This window comes from Pseudoduganella plicata (assembly GCF_004421005.1).
GTDB lineage: Bacteria > Pseudomonadota > Gammaproteobacteria > Burkholderiales > Burkholderiaceae_D > Rugamonas > Rugamonas plicata.
This window is the reverse complement of record NZ_CP038026.1, coordinates 2543397-2568452: the sequence shown is the minus strand read 5'-3', so window position 1 is coordinate 2568452 and position 25056 is coordinate 2543397. Positions and strand designations below refer to the sequence as shown.

General features: G+C 63.8%; 17 protein-coding genes. 8 read left to right on the top strand and 9 right to left on the bottom strand.

Going from position 1 to position 25056, the window contains the following annotated elements:
* The 3 genes from E1742_RS11225 to E1742_RS11215 form a co-directional block, all read right to left on the bottom strand.
* On the bottom strand, positions 1 to 1338 hold the full coding sequence (locus tag E1742_RS11225) for an FkbM family methyltransferase (protein WP_134384952.1): 1338 nt from the start codon (positions 1336 to 1338) through the stop codon (positions 1 to 3).
* A gap of 119 nt (positions 1339 to 1457) precedes the next feature.
* Positions 1458 to 2741 (bottom strand): ABC transporter ATP-binding protein, encoded by a 1284-nt coding sequence (locus E1742_RS11220; RefSeq protein ID WP_134384951.1) that lies wholly within the window; start codon positions 2739 to 2741, stop codon positions 1458 to 1460.
* A complete protein-coding gene (locus E1742_RS11215) occupies positions 2741 to 3538 on the bottom strand; it encodes an ABC transporter permease (RefSeq protein WP_134384950.1) in 798 nt (265 codons plus the stop codon). The genes E1742_RS11220 and E1742_RS11215 overlap by 1 nt, the downstream gene beginning before the upstream one ends.
* Positions 3539 to 3791: 253 nt before the next feature.
* Here E1742_RS11215 and E1742_RS11210 point away from each other — a divergent pair, with 253 nt between their 5' ends.
* Positions 3792 to 4760 (top strand): IS1595 family transposase, encoded by a 969-nt coding sequence (locus E1742_RS11210; protein ID WP_134384949.1) that lies wholly within the window; start codon positions 3792 to 3794, stop codon positions 4758 to 4760.
* 38 nt (positions 4761 to 4798) lie between these two features.
* Here E1742_RS11210 and E1742_RS11205 read toward each other — a convergent pair whose 3' ends face one another.
* The 3 genes from E1742_RS11205 to E1742_RS11195 are packed head-to-tail and all read right to left on the bottom strand — an operon-like array spanning position 4799 to position 8665.
* Positions 4799 to 5518, bottom strand: coding sequence for a Crp/Fnr family transcriptional regulator (locus tag E1742_RS11205; RefSeq protein WP_134384948.1), 720 nt, complete (start codon positions 5516 to 5518; stop codon positions 4799 to 4801).
* 16 nt (positions 5519 to 5534) lie between these two features.
* Positions 5535 to 6776 carry a tetratricopeptide repeat protein gene (locus tag E1742_RS11200; RefSeq protein WP_134384947.1) on the bottom strand — a complete coding sequence of 414 codons (1242 nt, stop codon included), beginning with the start codon at positions 6774 to 6776 and terminating at the stop codon, positions 5535 to 5537.
* Positions 6773 to 8665: a CHASE2 domain-containing protein gene (locus E1742_RS11195; protein WP_371860216.1), complete on the bottom strand. Its 1893-nt coding sequence runs from the start codon at positions 8663 to 8665 to the stop codon at positions 6773 to 6775. The genes E1742_RS11200 and E1742_RS11195 overlap by 4 nt, the downstream gene beginning before the upstream one ends.
* Before the next feature lie 252 nt (positions 8666 to 8917).
* Here E1742_RS11195 and E1742_RS11190 point away from each other — a divergent pair, with 252 nt between their 5' ends.
* From E1742_RS11190 to E1742_RS11170, 5 genes are all read left to right on the top strand, one after another.
* Complete coding sequence (locus E1742_RS11190) at positions 8918 to 10291, top strand: FecR family protein (protein WP_134384946.1); 1374 nt, start codon at positions 8918 to 8920, stop codon at positions 10289 to 10291.
* Positions 10292 to 10716: 425 nt separating this feature from the next.
* Positions 10717 to 12672 (top strand): DUF4214 domain-containing protein, encoded by a 1956-nt coding sequence (locus tag E1742_RS11185; protein ID WP_166793462.1) that lies wholly within the window; start codon positions 10717 to 10719, stop codon positions 12670 to 12672.
* Positions 12673 to 12869: 197 nt separating this feature from the next.
* On the top strand, positions 12870 to 14708 hold the full coding sequence (locus E1742_RS11180; RefSeq protein ID WP_134384944.1) for a type I secretion system permease/ATPase: 1839 nt from the start codon (positions 12870 to 12872) through the stop codon (positions 14706 to 14708).
* The gene (locus tag E1742_RS11175) at positions 14708 to 16069 is read left to right on the top strand and encodes an HlyD family type I secretion periplasmic adaptor subunit (protein WP_134384943.1); all 1362 of its coding nucleotides are present in this window, start codon (positions 14708 to 14710) and stop codon (positions 16067 to 16069) included. The genes E1742_RS11180 and E1742_RS11175 overlap by 1 nt, the downstream gene beginning before the upstream one ends.
* Positions 16070 to 16076: 7 nt before the next feature.
* Entirely contained in the window at positions 16077 to 17411 is a 1335-nt protein-coding gene (locus E1742_RS11170; RefSeq protein WP_134384942.1) for a TolC family outer membrane protein, read from the top strand.
* An 87-nt stretch (positions 17412 to 17498) separates the two neighbouring features.
* Here the strand turns inward: E1742_RS11170 and E1742_RS11165 are convergent, their stop codons facing one another.
* Positions 17499 to 18404 carry a sulfurtransferase gene (locus E1742_RS11165; protein WP_134384941.1) on the bottom strand — a complete coding sequence of 302 codons (906 nt, stop codon included), beginning with the start codon at positions 18402 to 18404 and terminating at the stop codon, positions 17499 to 17501.
* Positions 18405 to 18579: 175 nt separating this feature from the next.
* Between E1742_RS11165 and dnaE the strand changes: the two genes are divergently transcribed.
* On the top strand, positions 18580 to 22134 hold the full coding sequence (dnaE, locus tag E1742_RS11160) for a DNA polymerase III subunit alpha (RefSeq protein WP_134384940.1): 3555 nt from the start codon (positions 18580 to 18582) through the stop codon (positions 22132 to 22134).
* A gap of 408 nt (positions 22135 to 22542) precedes the next feature.
* Here the strand turns inward: dnaE and E1742_RS11155 are convergent, their stop codons facing one another.
* Positions 22543 to 22773: a DUF6139 family protein gene (locus E1742_RS11155; RefSeq protein ID WP_134384939.1), complete on the bottom strand. Its 231-nt coding sequence runs from the start codon at positions 22771 to 22773 to the stop codon at positions 22543 to 22545.
* Between the two features lie 142 nt (positions 22774 to 22915).
* Positions 22916 to 23746, bottom strand: coding sequence for a glycosyltransferase family 2 protein (locus E1742_RS11150; RefSeq protein ID WP_134384938.1), 831 nt, complete (start codon positions 23744 to 23746; stop codon positions 22916 to 22918).
* Positions 23747 to 23799: 53 nt separating this feature from the next.
* Here E1742_RS11150 and E1742_RS11145 point away from each other — a divergent pair, with 53 nt between their 5' ends.
* Positions 23800 to 25056, top strand: coding sequence for an O-antigen ligase family protein (locus E1742_RS11145; protein WP_134384937.1), 1257 nt, complete (start codon positions 23800 to 23802; stop codon positions 25054 to 25056).

Here is a 25056-nt window from a genome sequence, read left to right as displayed (position 1 = left end):
TCAAAATTTCGCTTGTTCTTTATAGGCCTGCTGCAGGTCGGCCAGCACGGCGCGGGCCGATTCCGGCAGCTCGCGCAGTTGTTGCGGCACGCTCTGTACATTGGAGACGTTGTCCGACGTGGCGTTCTTCGCTGCCGCCAGCACGCGCGCGACCCTGGCCTGCAGCCACGGCGAACGGTCGATCAGCGGCAGCAGCGTGCGGCGCAGCGCTTCCTGCGACGTGACCCAGCGCAGGCTGCGGCGCAGCGCGCCCTTCGCCTTGCGCCGCGCGATATTGGGCAGGCTGTCCGGGCCGCGCCGGGCGATAAAGCGCAATGGCGCCGTGATGCGCCACGAGGTGCTGGCGTATGTTGCGATCAGGCGCTGTTCCAGGTTGCGGCCCCATTCGTCCGATTCGTGCAGCGCCGCCTGCAGTGTGTGGATGCGGCCTTCGGCAGCATGCAGGCCAAGCGTGGCTTGCTCTGCCTGTTCCTGTACGGCGGTGAGCACTCCTTGTGTCTGCTGCAGCCGGACGGTTACATCCCTTGTTTGCTCAAGCTGCGCTGCCAGCGCGCCCTGACTTTTTTCCAACTGCGCTGCCAGTTCCTCGACGCGCTGCCAGTTGCTGCTTGCTTCCTGCGCCAGCGCTGCGCTGCGGGCCTGCGCCTTGTCCAGGTGGTGGGTGACGAAGTCGTCGAACACGTTGGCCTGCACGTTCAGCACGTCCAGCAGTTCGGCGTGTTCGTCGGCCACGTAGTAGCGGTTCAGGCCATCGAAGTAGGCGAAGCGGTAGCCGAACGGCGTGACGAGGTGTTCCCACTGCTCGTGCACCGTCTCGCGGCTGTTCGGCAGCGTGGCCTCGATTGCCAGCAGCCATGGGCGCCAGCGGCGCAGGTCCAGGCCGCGCAGGACTTCGCCTTCGAAGCCTTCCACGTCGATTTTCAGGAAATGGATGTCGCCTTCGGCATATTCGGCGCAGATGTCGTTCAGCGTGCGCAGCGGCACTTCGACCTCGACGACTTCGACACCCTCGGCGCGGTGCGCCCGGGCGGTGGCCGCGTCGGTGGAGGCCCAGCCGTTGACGGCGGGCGTGTCGAACAGCGTGATCGACCCCTGGGCGGCGCCGCAGGCGACGGCGAGGTTGATGTCGCGCGGGCGCTGTTCCAGGAAGGTTCCGTGGTACGACGGCATCGGCTCGATATTGATGCCGCGCCAGCCGGCGTCATAGAACGCCTTGGTGACGGAGTGCTCCTCCGGGTCGTTGGCGCCGACGTCGATGTAGAAGCCCTGCGGCACGTGTTTCAGTGCGCGCCACAGCAGCACGTCCTCGAAATTCTGGGCGTACGAAATGAAGGTCATGCCCGCTCCAGCGCGAAGGCGGCCGGCAGGCCGCGGTACGGACCGGAAATCAGGGCGGCGGCTGCAACCCCCTCCGGAGACTTTGTACGAATGTCTGACATAGGGATTCCAAGGTAAATTCAGCGCGTGGAGAGCTGCAGTTGCGGCTGCAGGTTTACCAGGCCGCTCCACGTGATCGCTTCCGGATTGCGAGCGACGACGAAGCAGTGCACTTCGTGCATGTAGTTCAGGACGCGCTCGAACGATCCTTCGCCGTAGCCGCCGTCGCTGAAGCCGACGGTGATCGTGTACTCGTCCGGCACCAGCACCAGCGGCACCGTGAAGTTCGCCGTCAGCACGGTGCCGGCGGCGACAGGCCGGGACGGCTGGCCCATGCAGTAGCTGTTCGTTTCGAACAGGACTACGCCGAAGCGGTTGCGGATCTTGAAGCCGACGTGCGGGTCGCGCAGGCTTTCATGCAGCAGGTATTCGATCTGCAGCGTGGCCGGCTGGTCGGCGATCAGGGTGGTGCGTTCGTTCCCGTGGGCGTCCAGCATGCGCACCAGCACGCAGTCGACGGACGGTGTGGTGATGCTGCCCGTCTTGCCGGTCAGCGCCACCAGATCGTCTTTCGCCGGCACCGGCGCGACCGCTGTCGCAGCGCGGATCTGCAGCTGGTCGGGTGCCTGGTCCAGCCGGCCCAGCAGCTCGGCCTGGTACAGGTCGAGCGCGTCGGCCGGCGCGCCGTCAAACGCGACGGCGCCGTTGCGCAGGAAGATGCAGCGGTTGCAGATGTTGAGCACCGTGCCGGCGCTGTGCGACACGAACAGCAACGTCGTGCCGGCTTTCGTGAAGCTTTCGATGCGGGCGAAGCACTTCTGCTGGAAGAACACGTCGCCCACGGCCAGCGCTTCGTCCACGATCAGGATGTCGGGCCGCACGCAGGTGGCCACGCTGAACGCCAGGCGCATCTGCATGCCGCTCGAATACACGCGCACCTGCTGGTCGATGTATTCGCCGATCTCGGCAAATTCGAGGATCTCGGACATCAGTGCGCTGATTTCCTCCAGCGACAGGCCCAGCAGCTGACCGGCGATCAGCACATTCTGGCGGCCGGTGAAATCGGGGTGGAAGCCCATGCCCAGTTCCAGCAGCGCGGCCACGCGGCCATGCGTCGTGATGACGCCGGTGGTCGGCTGCGACGTGCCCGTGATGAGTTTCAGCAGCGTGCTTTTGCCGGCGCCGTTGACGCCGATCAGGCCGACGGCTTCGCCCGCTTCGATATGGAAATCGATGTCGCGCAGCACCCACTTCAGCGAGTGCCGCGTGCCCAGCATGGGCAGCGCCCATTCGGCCAGGCGCGACCAGCGTGTCGGATATTGTTTATAAGCCTTGCCGACCTGGCGTACGGTGATGCTGCCCATTACAGTTCGTCCACCATTTCGTTGGCGCGTTTGCGGAACAGTTTCAGTCCCAGCACGCACAGCAGCAATGCCAGGACCAGCGGCCATGCCAGCTGCGGCCAGTGCGGCCACTGGCCGTCCACCAGCACGCGCTGATAGCTCTGGATCAGGGGCGTCATCGGATTCCACAGCAGCCACGGTTGCAGCGTTGCCGGAATGATCGAGAACGGATAGACGACGGGCGTCAGCCAGAACCAGAACTGGATCGCGATATTGAAGAACTGGCCCACGTCGCGGAAAAACACGTTCAGGATGCCCAGCACCAGCGCCAGGCCGATGGAGAGCAGGATCTGGATCGCCAGCACGGGCACGAGGCCCAGGAAGGGCAGGCCGACGAACTGGCCGGTAATCAAGAGGAACGCGATGAACAGCGAGAAGACGATGGCGAAGTTGACGAGAGCATTGGCGACCACGATGATCGGCAGGCTGATGCGCGGGAAGCTGATCTTCTTCAGCAGGTTGCCGTTCTCCAGGAACATGACCTGGCCGCGTGTGGTGATCTCGGCGAACAGGCCCCACGTCAGCACGCCGGCGCACAGGTAGATGCTGTACGCGTACGGCGAGGTCGCACCGGGCAGGCGGCTGTGCATGACCTGCGAGAAGATCAGCGTATAGACGAGCACCAGCGCCAGCGGGCTCAGCACTGCCCAGCTGGCACCCAGCATCGTGTTGCGGTATTTGGACTGGAATTCGCGCCGGACGCTGCCGAAGATGAAGCCGCGATAGTTCCAGATGGCGCGCAGCAAAGCTCCCGCCATTACAGGAAACCTCGTGTGGACAAGCTGCAGCCGGCCATCGTAACTGTGCGCATTTGGAGTAGGGTGTCCGCGGGAACTGCGGCGGTACAAATTTCAGGACCGGCAATTATAGCGCACTGCCTTGCCAGAGATGTAACTGATTGATACAGGGTATCAGTCGTGGCCTACTCTTTAGCGCTGTGCCCTGGTCTCAATGAACTTCCCGGCTCGACCATTGTCATACCTTCGTGAACCCCTCAGCCGGAGGTGAAAAATGGAAGCACGTGACTTCGAGCAGCTGGCGGCGCAAACGCTGCAATGCCTGACGGAACTCACCGGGCAGCAGGCCGATGTGTTGCGCGAACGGATCGCCCGCAGCACGTCGCTGCGGGACTGCATTGCCATTATCGAAGAGCGCGGTTCGAAACTTCGCTGCTGTCCGCACTGCCAAGGCACCAGGTTGTACCGCCATGGCGTGTTCTACGGGCTGCAGCGCTATCGCTGCCGCGAATGCACGCGCTCGTTCAACGCCCTGACCAATACGCCGTTGGCCTTTATCCGCCTGCGGGAAAAATGGCTGCCGTTCCTGCAGTGCATGCTGGGCTCGATGACGGTGCGTGACGCCGCCGACGCCATTGGGATCCATCGCAATACCAGCTTCCGCTGGCGCCACCGGTTCCTGGCGATGGCGAAAGAAGATCGTCCGAAACCCCTGCAAGGAATCGTAGAAGCGGATGAGACGTACTTATTGGAGTCGCAGAAGGGTTCACGTCATCTGACCCGGCCGGCGCGCCGGCGCGGTGGCGCGGCCAGTCGCCGCGGCATCAGCCGGGAGCTTGACTGCATCCTGGTGGCGCGTGACCGCATGCGCCAGACGTGCGACTTCGTGACAGGGCGGGGCAGGGTAACCGCAGCGCAGTTGAAAGCGTGTCTGCCACCCGTGCTGTCTCTTCACGCGCTGTTGGTCACGGACGGTGCCACGGCTTATGCGGCGTTTGCCGAGGCCGCCGGTATCCGGCACCGGGCGCTGAATATCCAGGCCGGCGATCGCGGCAATGACGTCATCCATATCCAAGGCGTGAACGGCTATCACAGCCGGTTCAAGGTGTGGTTGCTACGATTCCATGGTGTGGCCAGTCGCTATCTGCCCAACTACCTGGGGTGGCGGCACGAGCTCGAGGAACGGCAGATCGCCACGCCGCAATTGTTGCTCAAGGCGGCGTTGTTGCCGCGCGGTAGTTGATGCCAACGCGACAGTTCATTGGGACGGGGTGACAGCGCCTACTCTTTATGCACCAGATTCTGCAGCCGCTCCGGGTCGACGATAACGAGCCGGTGGCTGTCCTTGCGCACGATGCCGTGCTGCACCAGCGCCAGCAGCGCCCGCGTCACCGTCTCGCGGCTGGTATTGATCATGTTGGCGATGTCCTGGTGCGTCGGCAGGTTGTCGACCACTTCGCCCTCGGGCGTCTGCTTCTTCATCAGCACGAGGTAGGCGTAGATGCGCCGGTTCGTGTTGTTGATACTGAGCAGCGAGCGGAACTCCGAGTCGCGCTGGATCTTCTCGGCCAGGTGCCGCAGCATCTGCCGGGCCACGGAAGGCACGTGCGAGAACAGGTGCAGTGCCGTCTGCGCCGGCAGGAAGGCGACGATGACGGGCGACATCGCCACGACAGACGCGGAGCGGGTGGAATTGTTGATCAGGGCGATTTCGCCGAAAAAGTCGCCCGGCTCGAGCATGCGCAGGCCGACGGCGCGGCCGTCTTCCGTGATATCGATGACCTGCAACTGGCCGGCCAGCAGGAACAGCAGGCCGTCGCCGCTGCCGCCCTTGTGCAGCACCACTTCGCGCTTGCCGTACTGGCGGATGCGGATTTCGGTGGCGACGCGCGCCAGTTCCTCTGGCGTCAGCTCGGCCAGCAGCGGAATCTTGCGCAAGTGCACCTGCAGCTGGACATTGTCCGATGCCGCCACGGCCTTCTGATCGCTGCGTACGCCCATTTCCCCTTACCCGTCCCTATTGGCTCTGCCACTGCCAGCTGATCTGCAGTTGTTTGTCATTGTACTCAAACAGCGAAATGTTCTCGCTGTTACGGATGAGCCTGCCCTCGACGACGATGGCCTGGTTGCGCGTGACGGCATAGCTCAGCATGCCGCGCCAGACGTTGGTGCGCTGCCGGCGTACGACGTCGATCAGGCCGGGCGAATACGCGCTGCGGTTGTTCCACGTCTGGCGGCTGACGCCCAGTTCGCCCGTCAGGTCGCGCAGCAGCTGGTAGCGAACGAGCGAGCTGAACAGCCAGCCGCTGCGGTCGCCACCCGGGCGGTCGGCGATCGCATGGTCGTTCATGTACGAAGCGCTGGCGGTTGCGTACAGCGCGTCGTCGCGGTACAGCAACTGGCTGCGCAGCTCGGCCGTGTTGGCGTCGAAGTTCCGCAAGGTGAGGTATTGCAGGTGATTAATGCTGCCGGACAGCTGCAGCCTGGTGCCATACGGCAGTGTCCACGGCATGGTGGCGCGCACCTGCGCCTGTGCCTGTCGCTGGTACAGCTGGCCGCCCAGCGTGACGAGACCGGCCAGCGCACTGCCGCGCACGGTGACGTCGCCCACGCGCCAGGGCGCCTCGGCCCCGACAAACAGCGAGACGGTGTCGTAATCGTTCAGCTGGTCGTAGCGACGACCCTGGAACTGGGCAAAGCCCATGGCGCCGTTGCCCGTCAGTTCGCGCATATAGTCCACCGTCAGCGCGTTGTACTGGTCGTGCATGGGGCGGAACTCGTCCGATACGGGCAGGTCCACCGGCAGGCCGAGATCGGTGCCGTTGGCGCGCGTGCCCTGGTTGACGTTCTGCGACAGGCCGCGGCCGATGCTGACCGACGTCTGGCTGAGCGGTTGCCAGCCGGCGCAGCCGCCCGCGCGCGATTGCGCGATCAGCTCCAGGATGCCGGGCGGCGGGTCGAAATTCTGTTCGATATGGACAAACAGGCGTTCGGCTTCCTCGCGCTGGCCTAGCGCGCAGCGGATCAGCGCCAGGTCGAGCCAGGCGCCGGCATGCTTGGCTTCGCTGCGGATGACCTGTTCCAGCATGCGGATGGCGTCGTCCTTGCGCCCTTCCGCGATCGACTGCAGCGCCTTGCGGTAGGTTTCCTGGTTTTCGCTCGCGGCGCCGTCGGCGGCCGGGTCCGACGCCTGCGCCAGCCCGGCCAGCAAGGCCAGCAGCAGCGAGCAGATGAGTCGGGGGATGAATCGGTCCGTCATGGCAGGCGAGAGTGAGATGGGTTGTTCAATGGTGCATCCTTCGGGGCAGCCAGGGTGTACAGCGCTGTCGGCTTTTCCTTGCCACGCAGGATACGCTCTCCCAGTGGAACGAAGTCATGCCGTTGCGCGCGCTGGACGACGCCGGCGCCAATAATAATATCGTGCGGAAATTCACGGGCGGCCTGCTCCAGGCGTGCCGCCGTGTTGACGCTGTCGCCCACTGCCGTATAAATACTGCGGAATACGGTGCCAAAGTCGCCCGCCAGCGCAATACCGCTTTCGATGCCGATGCGCACCCGCAGTGGCGGATGGCCGCCGGCCACTCGAGCACGGCTGAGTTCCTCGACGCGCCGGACGATGTCCGCGGCCGCGTCCAGCGCCATGTCGGCATGGTGCTCCAGCGGCAACGGTGCGCCAAAAAAGGCAACGAGGCCGTCGCCCGTGTACTTGTCCAGCGTGCCGCGGTGCGCAATGACGGGACCGGTCAGGCATTCGAGGAAGTCGCGCGTCAGGCGGGCGGCGTCCTCGACCGTCAGGGTCTCGACCTGGCTCGTATAGCCCTGCATGTCGGCAATCAGCGTGGTGACGTCGAAGCGCTGCGGCTTGAGCGGATCGCCGTCGTCGCGGCGCAGCAGCTCGGCCACGACTTCCGGCGCCACGTATTGCCGCAGCGTATTGAGCAGGTGCCGCGAGCGTTGCTGCGCGAGCTGCCACTGGTACGGCACGGCCAGCGCCAGCAGCACGAGGTGCGTTGCCAGCGGCCCGGTGGTGACGAAGTCGGGGTCGTGCACGCTGAGGAACCAGGCGATGCCCAGCCACAGCAGCGCCATGGTGCCCAGCAGGCCCACGCTGGCAATGGCGGACAGGCGCGGGAAGCCCAGCAGCGCCACGCCGGTGGATGCCAGCGCAAACAGGCAGGCGATCAGCGTGCCCGGCCAGGGCGATGGCGCCTTGCCGGCCTGCCAATCGAGCAGCATCGACAGGATGTCCGCCTGCACCCCCAGGCCGGGGCGACTGCTGCCCAGCGGCGTGGCGACGCGGTCGCCTTGCCCCAGCGACGACGAGCCGATCACAACCAGCCGGTCGCGGAAAGCATCCGCGGCGTAGGCACCGTCCAGGATTTCCGCCGCGGTGGCGACAGTGTAGGCGCTCCAGTCGCGCCGGTACGGGATGCGCGCGACATCGGCCGGTGGCAGCACCAGCGGGGCGCCGCCGCTGCAGCATTCCACCAGTGCCACGCCAAGCGCGGGATACGTGCGGCCGTCGAAACGGGTCAGCAGGGGTATCCGGCGCAGCACGCCGTCCGCATCGGGCACGAAGCCGATATTGCCCACCTTGCCGCTGCGGGACAGCGCAGCATGCGTGGCGATGTAGCCCGTGGCCGGCACGCCCCTGTTGCCGTAACGGGTGGTGGTGCCGCCGGGCTGTCCGTCCAGCAGCGCTTGCGGCCGGCCGGCCTGGAAGTCGAACGCCTGGGCCAGCACCAGTGGCCCGTGCTCCGACAGCATCGCCAGACGGCGGTCGCCATCCGCATCGCGCGGATCGGGCAGCACGATGTCCAGCGCCACGCCGCGCACGCCGTAATGCCCCAGCAGCGTTTCGACCAGATCCGCAATGCGGGTACGTGGCCAGGGCCATGGGCCGAGCCGGTCGGTGCTGATTTCGTCTATGTCGACGATCAAGATTCGTTGTTCTGGCGCATCACTTTTTTGCAGTTGCAGGAAAATGTCCCGTAACCATTCGTTACCGAAGTACGAAAAGTGCCCCGGCAGCGCCTCGCCCGCCAGCGTCGCGCAAACCGCCAGCGCGGCAATGGCCGCGCGGACGAGCCCCGCCCGCAGCAGCGGTGAGCGGGGCGGTTTGACAGGCCGTTCAGAGAGATGAGGCACGTAACTGATAATAAAGTGTGAATCGGCAAGTATATCGTGTGCGACCGTGCCGTGGTCCCCCGGCGGGCCGATCTTTGCCCTGGTGACCGGCTCTCACCGATTTTGCTACAAAATGTAAGGCATTCGGAACGCCTGACCGATTCGGCTAGAATGCAAAGCGTGTCATCTCGTTTTATCCGGCGCCCCGATTTGCTTCCACATCGTAGCCGTTACACGTTGACGTTACACGTCCTCTTACTTTCCGGATCCCCTATGCTGCGCCACCTATTCCTGAGCTTCGCTTTCCTTATCTCGTCCTGCGCCTGGGCCGACGACGCGGGCAAGATCATTTTCGCTGCAGGTAACAGCCAGCTCGACGGGGAGGCGGCAGCGGTCGGCGCGACCGTACGGGAAGGCGCCGTCGTGCGCACGGGCGCCGATGGGTTCGTCTATGTGAAGACGCTCGACAACGGTCTGTTCATCCTGCGCCCCAACTCGGAAGCGCGCGTGGTGACGTACCGCGTCGACCAGGCCAACCCGCAGAATACCCGCGTCAAATTCGAGCTCGTCAAGGGCGTTGCGCGCGCGCGCTCGGGTGATGCCGTCAAGCAGGCAAGGCAGAATTTCCGCTTCAATACGCCCGTCGCCGCGATCGGTGTGCGCGGTACCGACTTCACCGTGTTTACGGATAACGTGACGACGAGCGTTACCGTGCTGACGGGCGGTGTCGTGGTCAGCGGTTTTGGCGAGGGTTGCCGTCCCGAGGGGGCAGGGCCGTGCGAAGGCGCTGCCAGTCGCGAGTTGTTCGCTGCGCAGAAAGGTCAATTGCTTCGAGTACAAAAGGGCAAGGCTGCACCGGAGGTGCTGCGAGGTGGCGAGTCCACGCCGGACGAGGTGACACCACCGCGCACGGATGAGCCCGTGGCCCACGCCGCAGGCGGCTCCGCGATTGCCTCGGGCCCGAACCTCGACGCAAAGAAGAGCGATAGTCTCGTCGCGGTAACGACCGCGAACCAGCCGCCGCCAAAAGATAATCCTGTGGTCGTACCGCCGCCTGTAAGCGTGCCACCGATAATTGTACCTCCGGTGCTGGTGCCACCCGTAATCGTGCCTGATCCTGAACCACTCCAGCCGGAGCGTGGCATTGTGTGGGGGCGCTGGCAATCCGTGCTGGGCCAGGTTCCTCAGATAAATATGCTGATCGAGAACAAGCGCAGCCAGTTATTGGCCACCAACGGCAACTTCGCGTTGTACCAGACGTCTGGACGGGAATATGTGGCCCCCGAGCGCGGTTCGATGGGCTTTAAACTCGCCCAAAGCGATGTGTATATGTACACCGACTATGGCACCAAGCGGATTGAAAGTCCAGCGTCGATGAGCAACGGCAAGCTGACGGTCGATTTCGGCGCCCGCAGTTTCGTCACCAGTGCCGACGTGACCAGCCTGAAAGAGACGTTCGGCCTGCAGGCCCAGGGCGTGCTCGGCAAGAATGGCAGGCTGTACGGTGACGATCCGGCCGGCCGCACTGGTGTCATGAATGTGCAGGGGTTGCTCAGCAACGAACACAATGGCACCGCCGTTTATATCTTCGATGCCCGGCTCGATAAAAACCGGACGGTGAATGGCGCCGCCTTGTGGCGGCATTAAATAAATAGCATTTCGAAACCCCGTCCGCGCACGGGGTTTTTATTGGGCGTGTGGTGGGACGTCGAGCCGCTGGGAAGCACACGCCACCCGGTAAGCCTGACAGGAGCAGCGCCTGCAGAACCTGGTTCTTCCGGAGAGAATGGGCGATGTGTTGTATCGCCGATCACATAATCGCGCACATTTTGCGCACAATTGAGTCAGCCTTGTGTTCCCGCCAAAGTTGCACGATAATTCCCGGCCAATTGTTTGCCCAACAATTGGATATTAGGAAAACGTCGAAAAAGATGAAGAATTTTCCTAGAGTGTGACGGTGATCACATTTTGGGATGATCCCTTCTGTCATGATTCGGGGCGTTGGGCTGCAGAACACTTTTGTGGCTGCAATATTGATGACTTTCGATCTAACGATCTCTCAGGAGCTATACATGGCAACTACCTACTACAACGACCTGCAAAAACTGTACGTCGCTTACTTCAACCGCCCAGCAGACCCAGGTGGTCTGGTTTTCTGGGAAGGCGTTGTTGAAAAAGCCAACGGCAACACCGCTGCTGTTTCCGCTGAATTCGCCAAGTCCCCGGAATACAAGGACGCGTTCGCAGGTCAGACCAACGAGCAAATCGTTGACACGATCTACAAGAACATTTTCGGTCACACTGCTGACGCAACCGGCCGCGCGTTCTACGCTAACGCCCTGACTGAAAAGCGCATCACCGTTGACCTGGTTGTCAAGGACATCGCCGGCGGCGCGCAAGGCACCGACCTGACCGCGTACAACAACAAAGTGAAAGCTGCTGAAGCCTTCACGACCGCTCTGGACACCGACGCTGAAAAAGCTGGCTACGCTGGCGCCGAAGCCCTGAAACTGGCAAAAGAATTCATCGCTGGCGTGACCACCGATGCTTCGTACGCTGCCGCTGTTGCTCCGGCTAACCTGAACGAAGTCGTTGCCGACGTCGTGCACGCTGGTACGCCATTCGTCATGACGGCTGCCCTGGCCGCTCTGGACACCGCTATCGACGCGAAGACCGCCTTCCTGGTCACCGCTGACGGCGATAACGATGCAAAGACCAGCGCTACCGAAGTTTCGATCGCTGGCAAAGTCACCACCGCTGAAACGAACATTGACGCCCTGATCACTGGCGATTACGCTGGCAAATCGGAAGGCATCAAAGCCGCTCTGCTGGCCGACCAGGTTACTGCCAACACGAAAGCTCTGGGCGAAGCCGAGAAAGCCTACGCAACCGCTGTGACGGCTGCTGACAAGGTCGAAGGCCTGTCGACGCTGATCGCAACGCGCGCTGCTGCTGTCGCTGCCGAGAAGACCGCTGAAACGACGCAAGCACAAGCTGGCATCGCTCTGACGGCTGCTGAGTCGACTTTCGAACTGGCTTCGGGTACGGTCGTTACCTTCGATGTGTCCGGCAACGGCACTGCCAAGTACACGAAAGACGGCGGCGCATCCACCGATCTGATCGTTCTGGACGCTAAGGGCAATCTGGCGCTGGGCACCGGCGTGACCGAAACGACGTTCAAAGGCGTTACCGCCCTGCTGAACGCAACGGTTGCCAAGGAAACCGCTGACGCAGCTGAAGTCGCTGCTCACACCGCGACCGTCGCCGCACAATTCGGCGTGGACGTTGCTGACCTGAAGGCCGGCTCCTCCGACGAGCTGATCGCTGTTGGTCAAGCCATCAAGCTGACCGGCGACCTGGCTGACAACGCGCTGCCAACCGCTGCTCAGATCACCGCTGAGATCACCGCTCTGGAAGCAAACGTCGCTGCTGGCACGCCAGACGCCGCCAAGGCCCTGTCCGACTTCCAGGGTCTGGTCACCGCGTACACCACGGCTGACGATGCAAACCCACTGACCGCTACCGTCGACACGACCAAAACGGCTGTTGAAGGTGCGCAGAAGACCATCGAAACGCTGACGAAAGCAACGGCTGACCTGACCGCAGCGCAAGCTACGGCTACGCAGCTGGCTGGCCTGAACGAAGCTATCAAGTTCGCTCAAGGCACGTTCACGGCCAACGAGTTCAACGTGCCTGTCACGCTGGGCGCCGCTGCTGCCGGTACGTCGGGCAACGACATCTTCCTGGCCGATGCCAAAGCGTCGACCCTGGTGAACTTCGGTGTGGCTGGCGACGACGTCCTGTACGTTGGTTCGGGCTACAAGCTGAACACCACCGGCGATCTGACCAAAGGCGTCAACACCGACCTGGAAGTGTTCTTCGAGAAATCGGGCACGGGCACCAAGGTCTACGTGGAAACCACGGCCTTCGGCTCCAGCGCTTCGGTCGCAGAAGTTCTGACCATCACCATCACCGGTGTGGCTCCAGAGCAACTGAAGTTCGACAACGGCATCATCACCCACGTATAATCACGTGGCGCGGCCAGCCTTCGGGCTGGCTCGCGAAATCAAACCCCGCTGTTGCAAGACGGCGGGGTTTTTTTTGCCTGTAGCATTATTTTGTGATGCACATCACAAATTTACGCGGTTTTGCGCCATAATATGCATTCCCGCGCGCGAAGTGCGTCCGTGCGTGCGCCCAGCGGGTTCTTGAGCAGAGCAAATACATGAAAAACAATTTTTTAAAAGCGAAGAACGAAATCCAGCAGACACTGCTGGGCTTCAAGCGCACCTTCATCACCATCGGCACGTTCTCCGCCATCACCAATATGCTGATGCTGGTACCGTCGATCTACATGTTGCAGGTGTACGATCGCGTGCTTGGCAGCCGCAACGAGATCACGCTGTTGATGCTCACCCTGATGATGCTGGGCGCGTACGCGCTGATGGCCGGCCTGGAGCTGATCCGCAGCTTCATGCTGATCCGCGTCGGCGCCAAGTTCGACATGGAGCTGAACAAGCGTGTCTACACGGCGGCGTTCGAGCACAACCTGAAGTCGGGCGCCAACAACGCCGGCCAGGCGCTGCAGGATCTGACGACGATCCGCCAGTTCCTCACGGGCAATGCGCTGTTCGCCTTCTTCGACGCGCCGTGGTTCCCCATCTACCTGCTGGTGATCTTCGCGTTCGAGCCGACCCTTGGCTTGTTCGCACTGGGCGGTACCTTGATCCTGATCGGCCTGGCCGTGCTGAACGAACGCGTGACCAGCGCGCCGCTGAAAGAGGCCAACACGATGGCCATCCAGTCGGTTGCCGCTGCCAACAACAATCTGCGCAACGCGGAAATCATCGAATCGATGGGGATGCTGCCGAACCTGATGGGCCGCTGGTTCAAGCTGCATGCCAAGTTCCTGCAATTGCAGGCCGTCGCCAGCGAAAAGGCGGGACGCATCGCGGCCGCCACCAAGTTCGTCCAGGTCTCGCTGCAGTCGCTGACGCTGGGTTTCGGCGCGCTGCTGGTGCTTGAGAATAAAATTTCCGGCGGCATGATGATTGCCGCATCGATCCTCGTTGGCCGCGCGCTGGCGCCGGTGCAGGGCGTGATCGGCGTCTACAAGAACTGGAGCGGCGCCACCAGCGCGTACGAGCGCCTGATCTCGCTGTTGCAGGGCAATCCGAAGCGCGATGCGGGCATGCCGCTGCCGAAACCGGTCGGTGCGCTGGCGGTGGAAGGTGTGACCGCGGCGCCGCCCGGATCGCAGGTGCCGCTGCTGCGTAACGTCAACTTCGCCCTGCAGCCTGGCGACGTGCTGGGCGTGATCGGGCCGAGCGGCACCGGCAAATCCACGCTGGCGCGGCTGATGATCGGCGTGTGGCCGGCGATGGCTGGCAAGGTGCGCCTCGATGGCGCCGACATCCACCAATGGAACAAGGGCGAGCTGGGGCCCTACCTGGGCTACCTGCCGCAGGATATCGAACTGTTTGCCGGGACGGTAAGCGAGAACATCGCCCGCTTCGGCACGGTCGATCCCGAGCAGGTAGTCGCGGCCGCAATGCGGGCCCAGGTGCACGAGATGATTCTGCACTTGCCGAAGGGCTACGACACCATGCTGGGCGAAGGCGGCGCCGGCCTGTCCGGCGGCCAGAAGCAGCGTCTCGGCCTGGCCCGCGCGATGTACGGCGACCCGTCGCTGATCGTGCTGGACGAACCGAACTCGAACCTGGACGATGCGGGCGAGCTGGCGCTGGTGCGGGCCGTGGCCGACCTGCGCAAGCGCGGCAAGACCGTCGTGCTGATCACGCACCGCAGCAATATCATCAGCGCGACCAACAAACTGCTGGTACTGCGCGACGGTACCGTGGCGCTGTTCGGCCCGTCCGACCAGGTGCTGAACGCGCTGAAGGAAGGCGCGCAGAAAGCGCTGGCGCAGCAGCAGGCGGCGCAGCAGGCGCAGGTGCAGGCAGCACAGGCACAGCAGGCGGCCGCGCAGGCAGTACAGGCACAGGCAGCGCCGGCGGCCGGTAATGTGCCGGCCACGGAAACCACGACAGAGCAGGGCAAATAATGAGCAGCATTATCGAACGAAAGGAACCGGCGGCCGACGTGGTCTCGCACGAGATCACGCCCGTTGCGGTGAATACGGACCCGAGCGGTTTCGCGCGGGCGGGCTGGCTGATCGTGCTGGTCGGCTTTGTCGGCTTCCTGATCTGGGCCTTCTTCGCGCCGCTGGACAAGGGCGTGCCGATGCCAGGCTATGTCACCAAGCAGTCGAACCGCCAGGCCGTGCAGCACCTGCAGGGCGGCACGGTGCGCGAACTGCTGGTGCGCGACGGCGCCGTCGTCAAGGCCGGCCAGGTGTTGGTGCGGTTGGATAACGTGACGGCGAACGCGCAGTTTGAAATCACCAACGTCCAGTACCTCAGCGCCCGTGGCACCGAGGCGCGCCTGGTTGCCGAACGCGATGGCGCGGCCAAGGTCACGTTCCCAGCGGAGCTGCTGGAAAAGCAGCAGGATCCGCGCGTGGCGGATGTCATCGCGACGCAGACGCAACTGTTTAATTCGCGCCAGACGTCGCTGCGCAACGAGCTGGCGGCCGTGGACGAAAACATCGCCGGCCTGAAGGTGCAGATGCAGGGACTGCAGGAGTCGCGCGACGCCAAGAAGCAGCAGATGGCCATCCTGAAGGAACAACTGGGTGGCATGCGCGACCTGGCACGCGACGGCTACGTGGCGCGCAACCGCCTGCTCGACCTGGAGCGCACGTATGCGCAGCTGAGCGGCCAGATGTCGGAAGACATCGGCAATATCGGCCGCACCCAGCGCCAGATCATGGAACTGAGCCTGCGCCGCGCCCAGCGCCTGCAGGACTATCAGAAGGAAGTGCGCACGTCGCTCGTCGAGGTGCAGCGCGAAGCGGACGGGCAGGGCGCCCGCCTGGTCGCGCAGCGCCAGGACCTGAAGAACGTCGAAGTGCGCGCGCCTGTCAGTGGCACCGTCGTCAACCTCGCCGTGTTCACGCAGGGCGGCGTGGTCGGCCCCGGCTTCAAGATGATGGACATCGTGCCGAGTGAAGACCCGCTCGTCGTCGAAGGCCAGCTGGCGGTGAACCTGGTGGACAAGGTGCACAACGGCCTGCCCGTGCAGCTGACGTTCTCGTCCGTCAACTCGGTCCATACCCCCCACGTGCAGGGCGAAATCGTCAACGTGGCGGCCGACCGGACGGTCGACGAGCGTACCGGTGCTGCCCACTTCGTGGTACGGGCCCGCGTCACGCCCGAGGGCATGAAGGAAATCGAGAAGGTCAAGCTGGCAATCCGCTCCGGCATGCCGGTGGAGATGTTCGTCAAGACGGGCGAACGCTCGATGATGAGCTACCTGTTCAAGCCGCTGCTGGACCGCGCGCACACGTCGCTGAGCGAGGAATAACGTAACGATGTTGAACCAACTCCGTTTGAAAATCCGCCTGCTGCCGCTGGCCGTCGGTGCGGCGCTGCTGCTGCAGGGCGGCAGCGCGGCGGCGCTGAACCTCGTGCAGGCCTATGAAGCCGCGCTGAAAAACGACCCGGCGTACCGGTCGGCGTTCTACGCCAACGAGAGCGGCAAGGAAAACCGCGTGCTGGGCCGCGCAGCACTGCTGCCCACGGTAACCGGCAGCTACAGCGCCAGCCGCAACAACCTGCGCGATGAAGTGAACAACCGCAGTACCGAACAGAGCTACATCTCCCGCTCGGCCGTGCTGCAGGTACGCCAGCCGCTGGTCAGCGTCGATGCGTATGCCCGCTACAAGCTGGGCAACGCGCAAAGCGAATACGCAGCGGCGCAGTTCGACAGCCAGGGGCAGGAAGTGATCCTGCGCGTGACGGGCGCCTACCTGGACGTGCTGCTGCGCCAGGACCAGCTTGCGCTGGCGAAGGCGGAACGCGATATGTATGCGGAACAGCGCAAGGTCAACGACCTGTTGCTGAGCAAGGGCGAAGGCACCCGCACGGACGCGCTGGAAACGCAGTCGCGCCTGGACCTGGCCGAGGCGCAGGTGCTGGAAGCGCAGGACAACCTGACAAACGCGAAGGACACGCTGGCCGGCGTGATCGGCGGCGAAGTGGGCGAGCTCGATGAGCTGCGCCCCGGCTTCCGCCCGGCCCCGGCCGAGGTGCAAAGCTACGACGTGTGGAAGCAGACGGCGCTGGACAACAATCCGGACCTGAAAACGCTGCGCTACGGCGTCGAGATCGCGCGGCAGGAAATCACCCGCGCCCGCGCCGGGCATACGCCGAGGCTCGATTTGGTGGGCACGCTGCAGAAGTCCGATTCCGATACGACCAATACGATCAACCGGCGCCAGAACCTGTCCAGTGTCGGTATCCAGCTGAACGTGCCGCTGTACGCGGGCGGTTCCGTCAGCGCGCAGTCGCGCCAGGCCGTGGCCAACCGCAGCAAGGCCGAGGAAGACCTGCAGGTACAGACGGACAAGGTGCTGATCGAGCTGCGCAAGGATTACAACATCCTGGTCAGCAGCGTGGCCCGGATCGATGCGCTGATCAAGGCCGTCGATTCGGCCCGTTTGCTGATCACGGCGACCGAGCAAAGCATCAAGGGCGGCGTGCGCATCAACCTCGACCTGCTGGTGGCGCAGCGCCAGCTGCATACGGCCCAGCGCGACCTGGCGCAGGCGCGCTACAACTACATGCTGTCGTCGCTGCGGCTGCGCTCCGCGGCCGGCACGCTGTCGGGCGACGACGTGCGCCTGCTGGCCGCGCACTTCGAGTAAGACGGGGAGAAAAAATTCCGGGGGCGGTCACTGTCAGGGTCTCCCGACAGCGAACGCCCCCGTTGTTTTGTCCGATCGGACGCTTTTTTACTCAGCAGCCTTGCCGTAGCAATGCGGGCAGGACACCTCATACACGTACTCCGGCGCCAGTTGCTGGCGCGGCGTGACGACGGCGCGGCACGCGAAGCACTGCACGGTCTCGGTCGGCTCCAGCTTCGGATTGAGCGCCGTGCGGTAGTCGAACACGAAGCAGTCGCCCGTGTAGTGGGCGCCGCCCACTTCCTCGAAATACTTCAGGATGCCGCCTTCGAGCTGGTAGACGTTGTCGTAGCCGATGTTCTGCATGTGGATGGCCGCCTTCTCGCAGCGGATGCCGCCCGTGCAGAACGTGACGACGGTCTTGCCGGCGAAGTCGTCCTTGTGGTCGGCGATCACCTGCGGGAACTCGGTGAATTTCTTGATGCGGTAGTCGACGGTGTTCTCGAACGTGCCGACGTCCACTTCGAAATCGTTGCGCGTATCGACCATGACGACGGGCTTGCCGTTGTCGTCATGGCCCTGGTCGAGCCAGCGCTTCAGGGTCGGCGCATCGACAAACGGTGCGCGGCCTTCTTCCGGCTTGATCAGCGGCATGCGCATCGTGATGATTTCCGCCTTGATCTTTACCAGCATGCGCTTGTGCGACTGCTCCACCGACAGGCTTTCCTTCACTTCCAGGTCCGCCAGGCGGGCATCGGCGCGTACCCAAGCCAGGTACTCGTCGATATGGCCGCGCGTACCGGAAAGGAACATATTGATGCCTTCCGGCGTGAGCAGGATCGTGCCCTTCAGGCTCAGGCGCGTGGTGACCTCCTGGTACTGCGGGCGCAGCTCTTCCAGGTTGTCGAGCGTGATGAACTTGTAGGCGGCGATATTGACGAACGGTTCAGCCGCGGGATGCGCGGAATGCGCGACGCCGGACGCGGCGGTGGCGTCGAGATTGCTTGCTTGCATAAGGGATCAGAGAGGAAATTTCCGGAACAGGCGACATTATAAGGCAATGCGCTGCCGCTGTACCGTGCCTCGCCCCGGCGTCGCAGTACGCGGCAACGCCGCAGCAGGCAATGCGCCCGGCGCCGGGTAGAGACGGGTAAAATAGCGGATTCCCATCAGTTGTCAGCGTTAGCAAATGAGCATCGACACCATCGAACAGACCGGCGCAGTCGTGCTGCCGGACGAACCCGCGCCTCCCGCAGGACCCGCTTTTGTCCACCTGCGCGTGCACTCGGAATACTCGATCGTGGATGGCCTCGTGCGCATCGACGACCTCGTCAAGGCCGCCGCCAAGGATCGGCAGGCGGCGCTGGCCGTGACCGACCTGTCCAACCTGTTCGGCATGGTCAAGTTCTACAAGACGGCGCGCGGCAAGGGCGTCAAGCCCGTCATCGGCTGCGACGTGTGGATCACCAATGACGACAATCGCGACAAGCCTTCGCGCCTGCTGCTGCTGGCAAAGAACCGCGTCGGCTACCTGCAGCTGTGCGAGCTGCTGTCGACGGCGTGGCTGACGAACCAGTACAAGGGCCGCGCCGAGCTGCGCACCGAATGGCTGGCGGAACTGAAGGATAAGACGTACGATATTTTCCCCGGCGAGACCGGGGCCCATGGCCTGATCGCGCTGTCCGGCGCGCAGTTCGGCGATATCGGCTGCGCCATCGACAACGGCAACCTGGACCTGGCCGAGCGCCATGCGCGCAAATGGTCGGCGATCTTCCCCGGCCACTTCTATATCGAGATCCAGCGCGCGGGCCAGCCGAACCAGGAGGCGCAGGTGCGCCACTCCGTGGCACTGGCGGCCAAGCTGCGCCTGCCTGTCGTGGCGACGCACCCGGTGCAGTTCATGTCGGAGAAGGAGTTCATCGCGCACGAGGCGCGCATCTGTATCGCCGAAGGCGAGATGATCGCCAACGCCAAGCGGGTCAAGCGCTTCAACGAGCAGATGCGCTTCATGACGCAGGAAGAGATGGCGATCCTGTTCGAGGATCTGCCGGCCGCGCTGGAGAACTCCGTGGAAATCGCCAAGCGCTGCAACGTCACGCTCACCCTGGGCAAGCCGCAGCTGCCGAACTTCCCCACGCCGGGCATGACGATCGACGAATTCCTCGTGGCAGAAACGAAGAAGGGCCTGGAGATGCGCCTGGCGCACCTGTACCCGGACCCGGTCGACCGCGAGAAGCAGCGCCCGCGCTACGAGGAGCGGCTCGAGTTCGAGAACAACACCATCATCAACATGAAGTTCCCGGGCTACTTCCTGATCGTGGCGGAGTTCATCCAGTGGGCCAAGGACAACGGCGTGCCCGTGGGCCCGGGCCGCGGTTCCGGTGCCGGTTCGCTGGTCGCCTACTGCCTGCTCATTACCGACCTGGACCCGCTGCGCTACAACCTGCTGTTCGAGCGTTTCCTGAATCCGGAACGGGTCTCGATGCCCGACTTCGACATCGACTTCTGCCAGGAAGGGCGCGACCGCGTCATCCAGCACGTCAAGGAACTGTACGGCAAGGACGCCGTGTCGCAGATCGCCACGTTCGGTACGATGGCGGCCAAGGGCGCGATCCGCGACGTTGGCCGCGTGCTGGACTTCGGCTACAACTTCTGCGACGGCATCTCGAAGCTGATCCCGTTCAAGCCGGGCAAGCCGGTAACGATCGCGGACGCGATCGACGAGGAGCCGCTGCTGAAAGAGCGCCTCGAAAACGAAGAGGAGGTGCGCCAGCTGCTCGACCTGGCGCAGCAGGTGGAGGGCATCACCCGCAACATCGGCATGCACGCCGGCGGCGTGCTGATCGCGCCAGGCAAGCTGACCGACTTCTGCCCGCTGTACACGCAGGGCGGCGATGGCGGCGTGGTGTCGCAGTACGACAAGGATGACGTGGAGGCCGTGGGCCTGGTGAAGTTCGACTTCCTGGGCCTGACCACGCTGACGATCCTGGACCGCGCGGTGAACTACATCCGCGAACTCGATCCGGCGATGAAGGACTTCGACCTCGCCAAGGTGCCGCTGACGGACCGGCCGTCGTACGACCTGCTGACGAAGGCGAAAACGGTGGCCGTGTTCCAGCTGGAGTCGCGCGGCATGCAGGGCATGCTCAAGGACGCGCGCCCCGACCGCTTCGAGGACATCATCGCGCTGGTCGCGCTGTACCGTCCCGGCCCGATGGACCTGATTCCCGACTTCTGCAAGCGCAAGCACGGCGAGAAGTTCGATTATCCGGATCCGCGCACGGAAGGCATCCTGTCCGAGACCTACGGCATCATGGTCTACCAGGAACAGGTCATGCAGATGGCGCAGATCATCGGCGGCTACTCGCTGGGCGGCGCGGACATGCTGCGCCGCGCGATGGGCAAGAAGAAGGCCGAGGAGATGGCCGAGCACCGCGAGATCTTCCGCAAGGGCGCGGGCGAGCGCGGGCTGACGACGGAAAAGGCCGACGAGATCTTCGACCTGATGGAGAAGTTCGCGGGCTACGGTTTCAACAAATCGCACGCCGCCGCGTACGCGCTGCTGTCGTATCACACGGCCTACCTGAAGCAGCACCATACGGCCGCGTTCATGGCAGCCAACATGTCGCTGGCGATGGACGACACGGAAAAGGTCAAGATCCTCGTCGAGGACTCGATCGAGGTCTGCGGCCTGAAGATCCTGCCGCCGGACATCAACCTGTCGGCCTACCGCTTCCGTCCGGACGGCCCGCCCCCCTCCGTCACGGGCAAGAAGGTCACGAATATCCGCTATGGCCTGGGCGGCGTCAAGGGCGCCGGCCAGAACGCGATCGAGGCGATCATCGCCGCGCGCGAGGCCGACGGTCCGTTCGTCAGCCTGTTCGACTTCTGCCGCCGCGTGGACAAGAAACAGATCAATCGCCGAACGATCGAGGCGCTGATCCGCTCGGGCGCGTTCGACTGCTTCGGCGTCGATCGCTCCGTGCTGTTCGCCTCCGTCGGCTTCGCGATGGAATGCGCCGACCAGGAAGCGCGCGCGGCGAATCAGGTCAGCCTGTTTGGCGGCGACGACAGCGACCTGGTGGCGCCGCCCGAGTACGTGCAGGCGCAGCCCTGGACGGACCGCCAGAAGCTGGCCGAGGAAAAGATCGCGCTCGGCTTCTACCTGTCCGGCCACATGTTCGACAGCTATGCGGTCGAAGCGCGCCGCTTCGCCCGCACCAAGCTGTCCGAGCTGGAGCCGTCGCGCGAGCCGCGCATGATGTGCGGCGTCATCACGGGCATCCGCACGCAGATGACGCAGCGTGGCAAGATCCTGATCGTCTCGCTGGACGACAAGAGCGCCGTGGTGGAAGTGACGGTGTACAGCGAAATCTTCGAAGCCAATAAAAAATGCTTCAAGGAGGACGAGTTCCTGGCCGTGACGGGCAAGGTGTCGGAAGACCGCTTCACGGGCGGCCTGCGCATCTCGGCCGAGAAGGTCTACGATATCGTCGCGGCGCGCCTGCAGTTCGGGCGCCAGATGGGATGGACGCTGCCGGAAGCCGTCCCTGCCGCCAAGCTGCGCGACATACTGGCGCCGCACCGCGACGACTACGGCCTGCCGGTGCAGATGCGCATCAAGCCGCAGGGCATCGAGTGCGTGCTGCAGCTGGGCGACGACTGGCGGGTGGCGCCATCCGATGCGCTGACGGTGGCGCTGGAGCAGGTGCTGGGCGCGCGCGAGGTGGCGGTGGAGTACTGAGCGGCCTGACATTGTTACTGCCGGGCTGCAGTACTGTCGGGCCGGATGACGGCCTCGCCGCCCTTGTATTTTGTTCTGCCTCCAATGCTGGTTCCTCCTGTGACGGAGTGTCCGAAGTCCTTGACCAGGCATTATGGGGTGAAACATCGTACTGCGGCATGACCCTGCGGCATTATCTGCAAGCGAATGTTTCCACCTGTGATGCCGACGCGGTTGGTTTGCCGCGCATTGCTGGCAATTTGCCGCGCAACAGCGGCGGGTCTGAGCGGGCTATCTGAACGCGTCGCCAGGGACGCGACACGCACGGCGAACGCGCCGCGTATCGCCACCGAGCGGGCCGCCTGCATGGTCGGTCGTGGCGCGTTGTCTGACGACGCTGCCCGGCTGGTGCCGGGCAGCCGCCGGGGGTTACATATCCTTGAGGCTGGTGATCGCGTAGCCTTTGGTACCGATCTGCTGGGACAGCTGCTCGATATGGAAGTCAGGCAGGCCGTCGGCGTTGTCGTCGACTTCCATAGCCTTTTGTTCCGGTTCCCAGTCAGTATTGATCGCTTCCTGCGGAATCGGTTTCCCTTCCGGTACGGCCAGGTAGGAAAAAATGCCATCGTGTTCAGGTCGTCGGTAAATGTCCAGGCGCATCGCGTTCTCCTTGTGAGTTGAATCGAGTTGCCAGCTTGGCAGTACCGCAACAATTGCTCAGTTCGGTACCGCACATGCTGCCGCTACCGGGGGATTCTACTCCGCCAACGGCGCGGCGCCTGTTCCGATGGCCCACGCGGGCTCAGGCGACTCCCGCCAGCTCGCGCAGCCCTGCGGTGGCCTGCGTGGTGCGGTCGGCAGCGCGCTGCAATACGACGGCGCGGTTGCTGCTTTCCTGGTCGCGCCGGTTCTCGCGGTGCCAAAGGTGATAGACCTCCGTGGCAAATGCGCCGTCCTTGCGCAGGACGCCCGCGTTGAACAGGCGTACCACCAGGTCCGAATCCTCGTGGCCCCAGCCGAGGAAGCTTTCGTCGAAGCCATTCACCTTGTCCAGGTCGGCGCGCCAGACAGCTAGGTTGCAGCTCTTGATGCGGCGCCAGCTGAAGCGCTTGCGCTCGCGGCCGACGTCCGGCAGCACGAGAACCGTCTGCACGAATTTGTTGAGATGGCCCGCCAGCCGCAGGCGCAGTCGTGCCCACACGGACAGTTCGTGCAGATCCAGATGCCCCTGCAGCAGTTCGCGCGTATATTGTTCGCTCAGCAGCACACGGCTGCCGGAAACGAGGTAGCCGGGCCGGGCCAGCTTGCGATGCTGCGAGACGAAATTGCGCGCGGGGATGCAGTCGCCATCGAGGAAGACGATATAGTCGCCCGTCGCAGCCAGGGTGCCCAGGTTGCGCACGCGCGCGGCGCGAAAGCCGTCGTCGGGCTGCCAGACGTGCCGCAGCGGCACCGGCGCGCGCGCCTGCAGGGCGGCCACGCAGTCCCGCGTGTTGTTCGTCGAGCCGTCATCAGCGATAATGATTTCGAAATTTGTATCGTCCTGCGCAAAGCAGGCTTCGACCACCGCCGTCAGGGCGTCCGGTCGGTTGTACGTCGTGACGATGACAGAGATTTTTGACGCTTGTTGCATGAAGTCGATGCTGCCCGTGTTGATTTTTGCAAGAGCCGCTCACAAAAATATTAATGAATAATACTTTAACCAAGAATGTCGACGTAAAAACTGTCACTGTCACCAGCCTGGTTTTTCTGCTGCCCTTCCTGAGCCTGATCACCCGCACCGGCGTTGGCCTGTGCAGCTTCGGTTTCCTGTTGGCCGCGCTGTGGTGCGCGCGCGAAGGCATGCCGGCGTTCCGCCGTCATCTTAGCGATATCCGCGGCGTTTTGACAGCGTTCGCCATCGTCTTCGTGTTCGTCGGATTGGTCGTCATGGTGCACGAGGGCGTCCCGCTGCGCAACTGGGAGAAGCCCAGCCGCATGCTGTTTGCCGCCAGTGCGCTGGTCGCCGTGCTGGCCTGCAAGCCGACGCGCAAGGCGCTGTGGTGGGGCCTGATCGGCGGCGCCATTGCCGGTGCCGCGGTGTCCAATTACCAGCGCTGGTTCGAAGGCGTGCTGCGGCCGGGCGGCATGATGAACGCGATCACGTTCGGCGATATCGTCCTGTGCATGGGGTTGATGTGCCTGGCCGGCGTACTCGATTTCAAGGGGCGTCAGCGCATCTGGCCCGCGTTGGGCGCCGTTGCCGGTCTGGTCGGCACGCTGGCCACGGGCACGCGCGGCGGCTGGGTCGCGATCATCTTTGCCGCGCTGCTGTTCGTGAAATACGGCCACTACCTGCGCGGCAAATTCGCCAAGGCGGCCGCCGCGCTGGTGGCGTCGATCATGATCGTGGCGTATCTCGTGCCGCAGACGGGCATCAGCGAGCGCCTGGGGCAGGGCATCAGCGACGTGCGCACGTATTATTCCGGCGGCAGCGCGTACACCAATGTGGGCGTACGGCTCGAGTTGTGGAAGGGCGCCGGCCTGCTGATCGCCAGGCACCCGTGGATGCCGGCGGGGACGGAGCAGGTGAAAAGCGAGCTGCGCGAGCTGGTCGAGGCGGGCCAGCTGCAACCCTTCGTGCTGGAAGCGGAGCACTTCCACAACGACACGCTGCAGGCGCTCGTCTACGGCGGCACGTTTGGCGCGCTGTGCTGGTTTGCCACGCTGCTGCTGCCGTTCCTGTTCTTTCTGCGCATCCTGGACACCCATGAAACGGCCAGTCCGCACCTGATCGCGCCCGCGCTGGCCGGGCTGCTGCTGGTGCTCAGTTACTTCAGTTTCGGCCTGACGGAGGTGATCTTCTGGTCAACCCGCAGCGCGATGTTCTATGCGCTGATGCTGTTCGTGCTGATGGGACTGTGCCTGAACGCCCGCGACGGGGTCGCCGAAGGGCGCCGCTGA

Excerpts from the sequence above, each read along its gene's own strand:
- E1742_RS11185 (WP_166793462.1), top strand. The coding sequence starts at position 10,717 with ATGGCAACTACCTACTACAACGACCTGCAAAAACTGTACGTCGCTTAC.
- dnaE (WP_134384940.1), top strand. The coding sequence starts at position 18,580 with ATGAGCATCGACACCATCGAACAGACCGGCGCAGTCGTGCTGCCGGAC.
- E1742_RS11190 (WP_134384946.1), top strand. The coding sequence starts at position 8,918 with ATGCTGCGCCACCTATTCCTGAGCTTCGCTTTCCTTATCTCGTCCTGC.
- E1742_RS11175 (WP_134384943.1), top strand. The coding sequence starts at position 14,708 with ATGAGCAGCATTATCGAACGAAAGGAACCGGCGGCCGACGTGGTCTCG.
- E1742_RS11145 (WP_134384937.1), top strand. The coding sequence starts at position 23,800 with ATGAATAATACTTTAACCAAGAATGTCGACGTAAAAACTGTCACTGTC.
- E1742_RS11215 (WP_134384950.1), bottom strand. The coding sequence starts at position 3,538 with ATGGCGGGAGCTTTGCTGCGCGCCATCTGGAACTATCGCGGCTTCATC.
- E1742_RS11205 (WP_134384948.1), bottom strand. The coding sequence starts at position 5,518 with ATGGGCGTACGCAGCGATCAGAAGGCCGTGGCGGCATCGGACAATGTC.
- E1742_RS11200 (WP_134384947.1), bottom strand. The coding sequence starts at position 6,776 with ATGACGGACCGATTCATCCCCCGACTCATCTGCTCGCTGCTGCTGGCC.
- E1742_RS11210 (WP_134384949.1), top strand. The coding sequence starts at position 3,792 with ATGGAAGCACGTGACTTCGAGCAGCTGGCGGCGCAAACGCTGCAATGC.
- E1742_RS11220 (WP_134384951.1), bottom strand. The coding sequence starts at position 2,741 with ATGGGCAGCATCACCGTACGCCAGGTCGGCAAGGCTTATAAACAATAT.
- E1742_RS11150 (WP_134384938.1), bottom strand. The coding sequence starts at position 23,746 with ATGCAACAAGCGTCAAAAATCTCTGTCATCGTCACGACGTACAACCGA.
- E1742_RS11180 (WP_134384944.1), top strand. The coding sequence starts at position 12,870 with ATGAAAAACAATTTTTTAAAAGCGAAGAACGAAATCCAGCAGACACTG.
- E1742_RS11225 (WP_134384952.1), bottom strand. The coding sequence starts at position 1,338 with ATGACCTTCATTTCGTACGCCCAGAATTTCGAGGACGTGCTGCTGTGG.
- E1742_RS11170 (WP_134384942.1), top strand. The coding sequence starts at position 16,077 with ATGTTGAACCAACTCCGTTTGAAAATCCGCCTGCTGCCGCTGGCCGTC.
- E1742_RS11155 (WP_134384939.1), bottom strand. The coding sequence starts at position 22,773 with ATGCGCCTGGACATTTACCGACGACCTGAACACGATGGCATTTTTTCC.
- E1742_RS11165 (WP_134384941.1), bottom strand. The coding sequence starts at position 18,404 with ATGCAAGCAAGCAATCTCGACGCCACCGCCGCGTCCGGCGTCGCGCAT.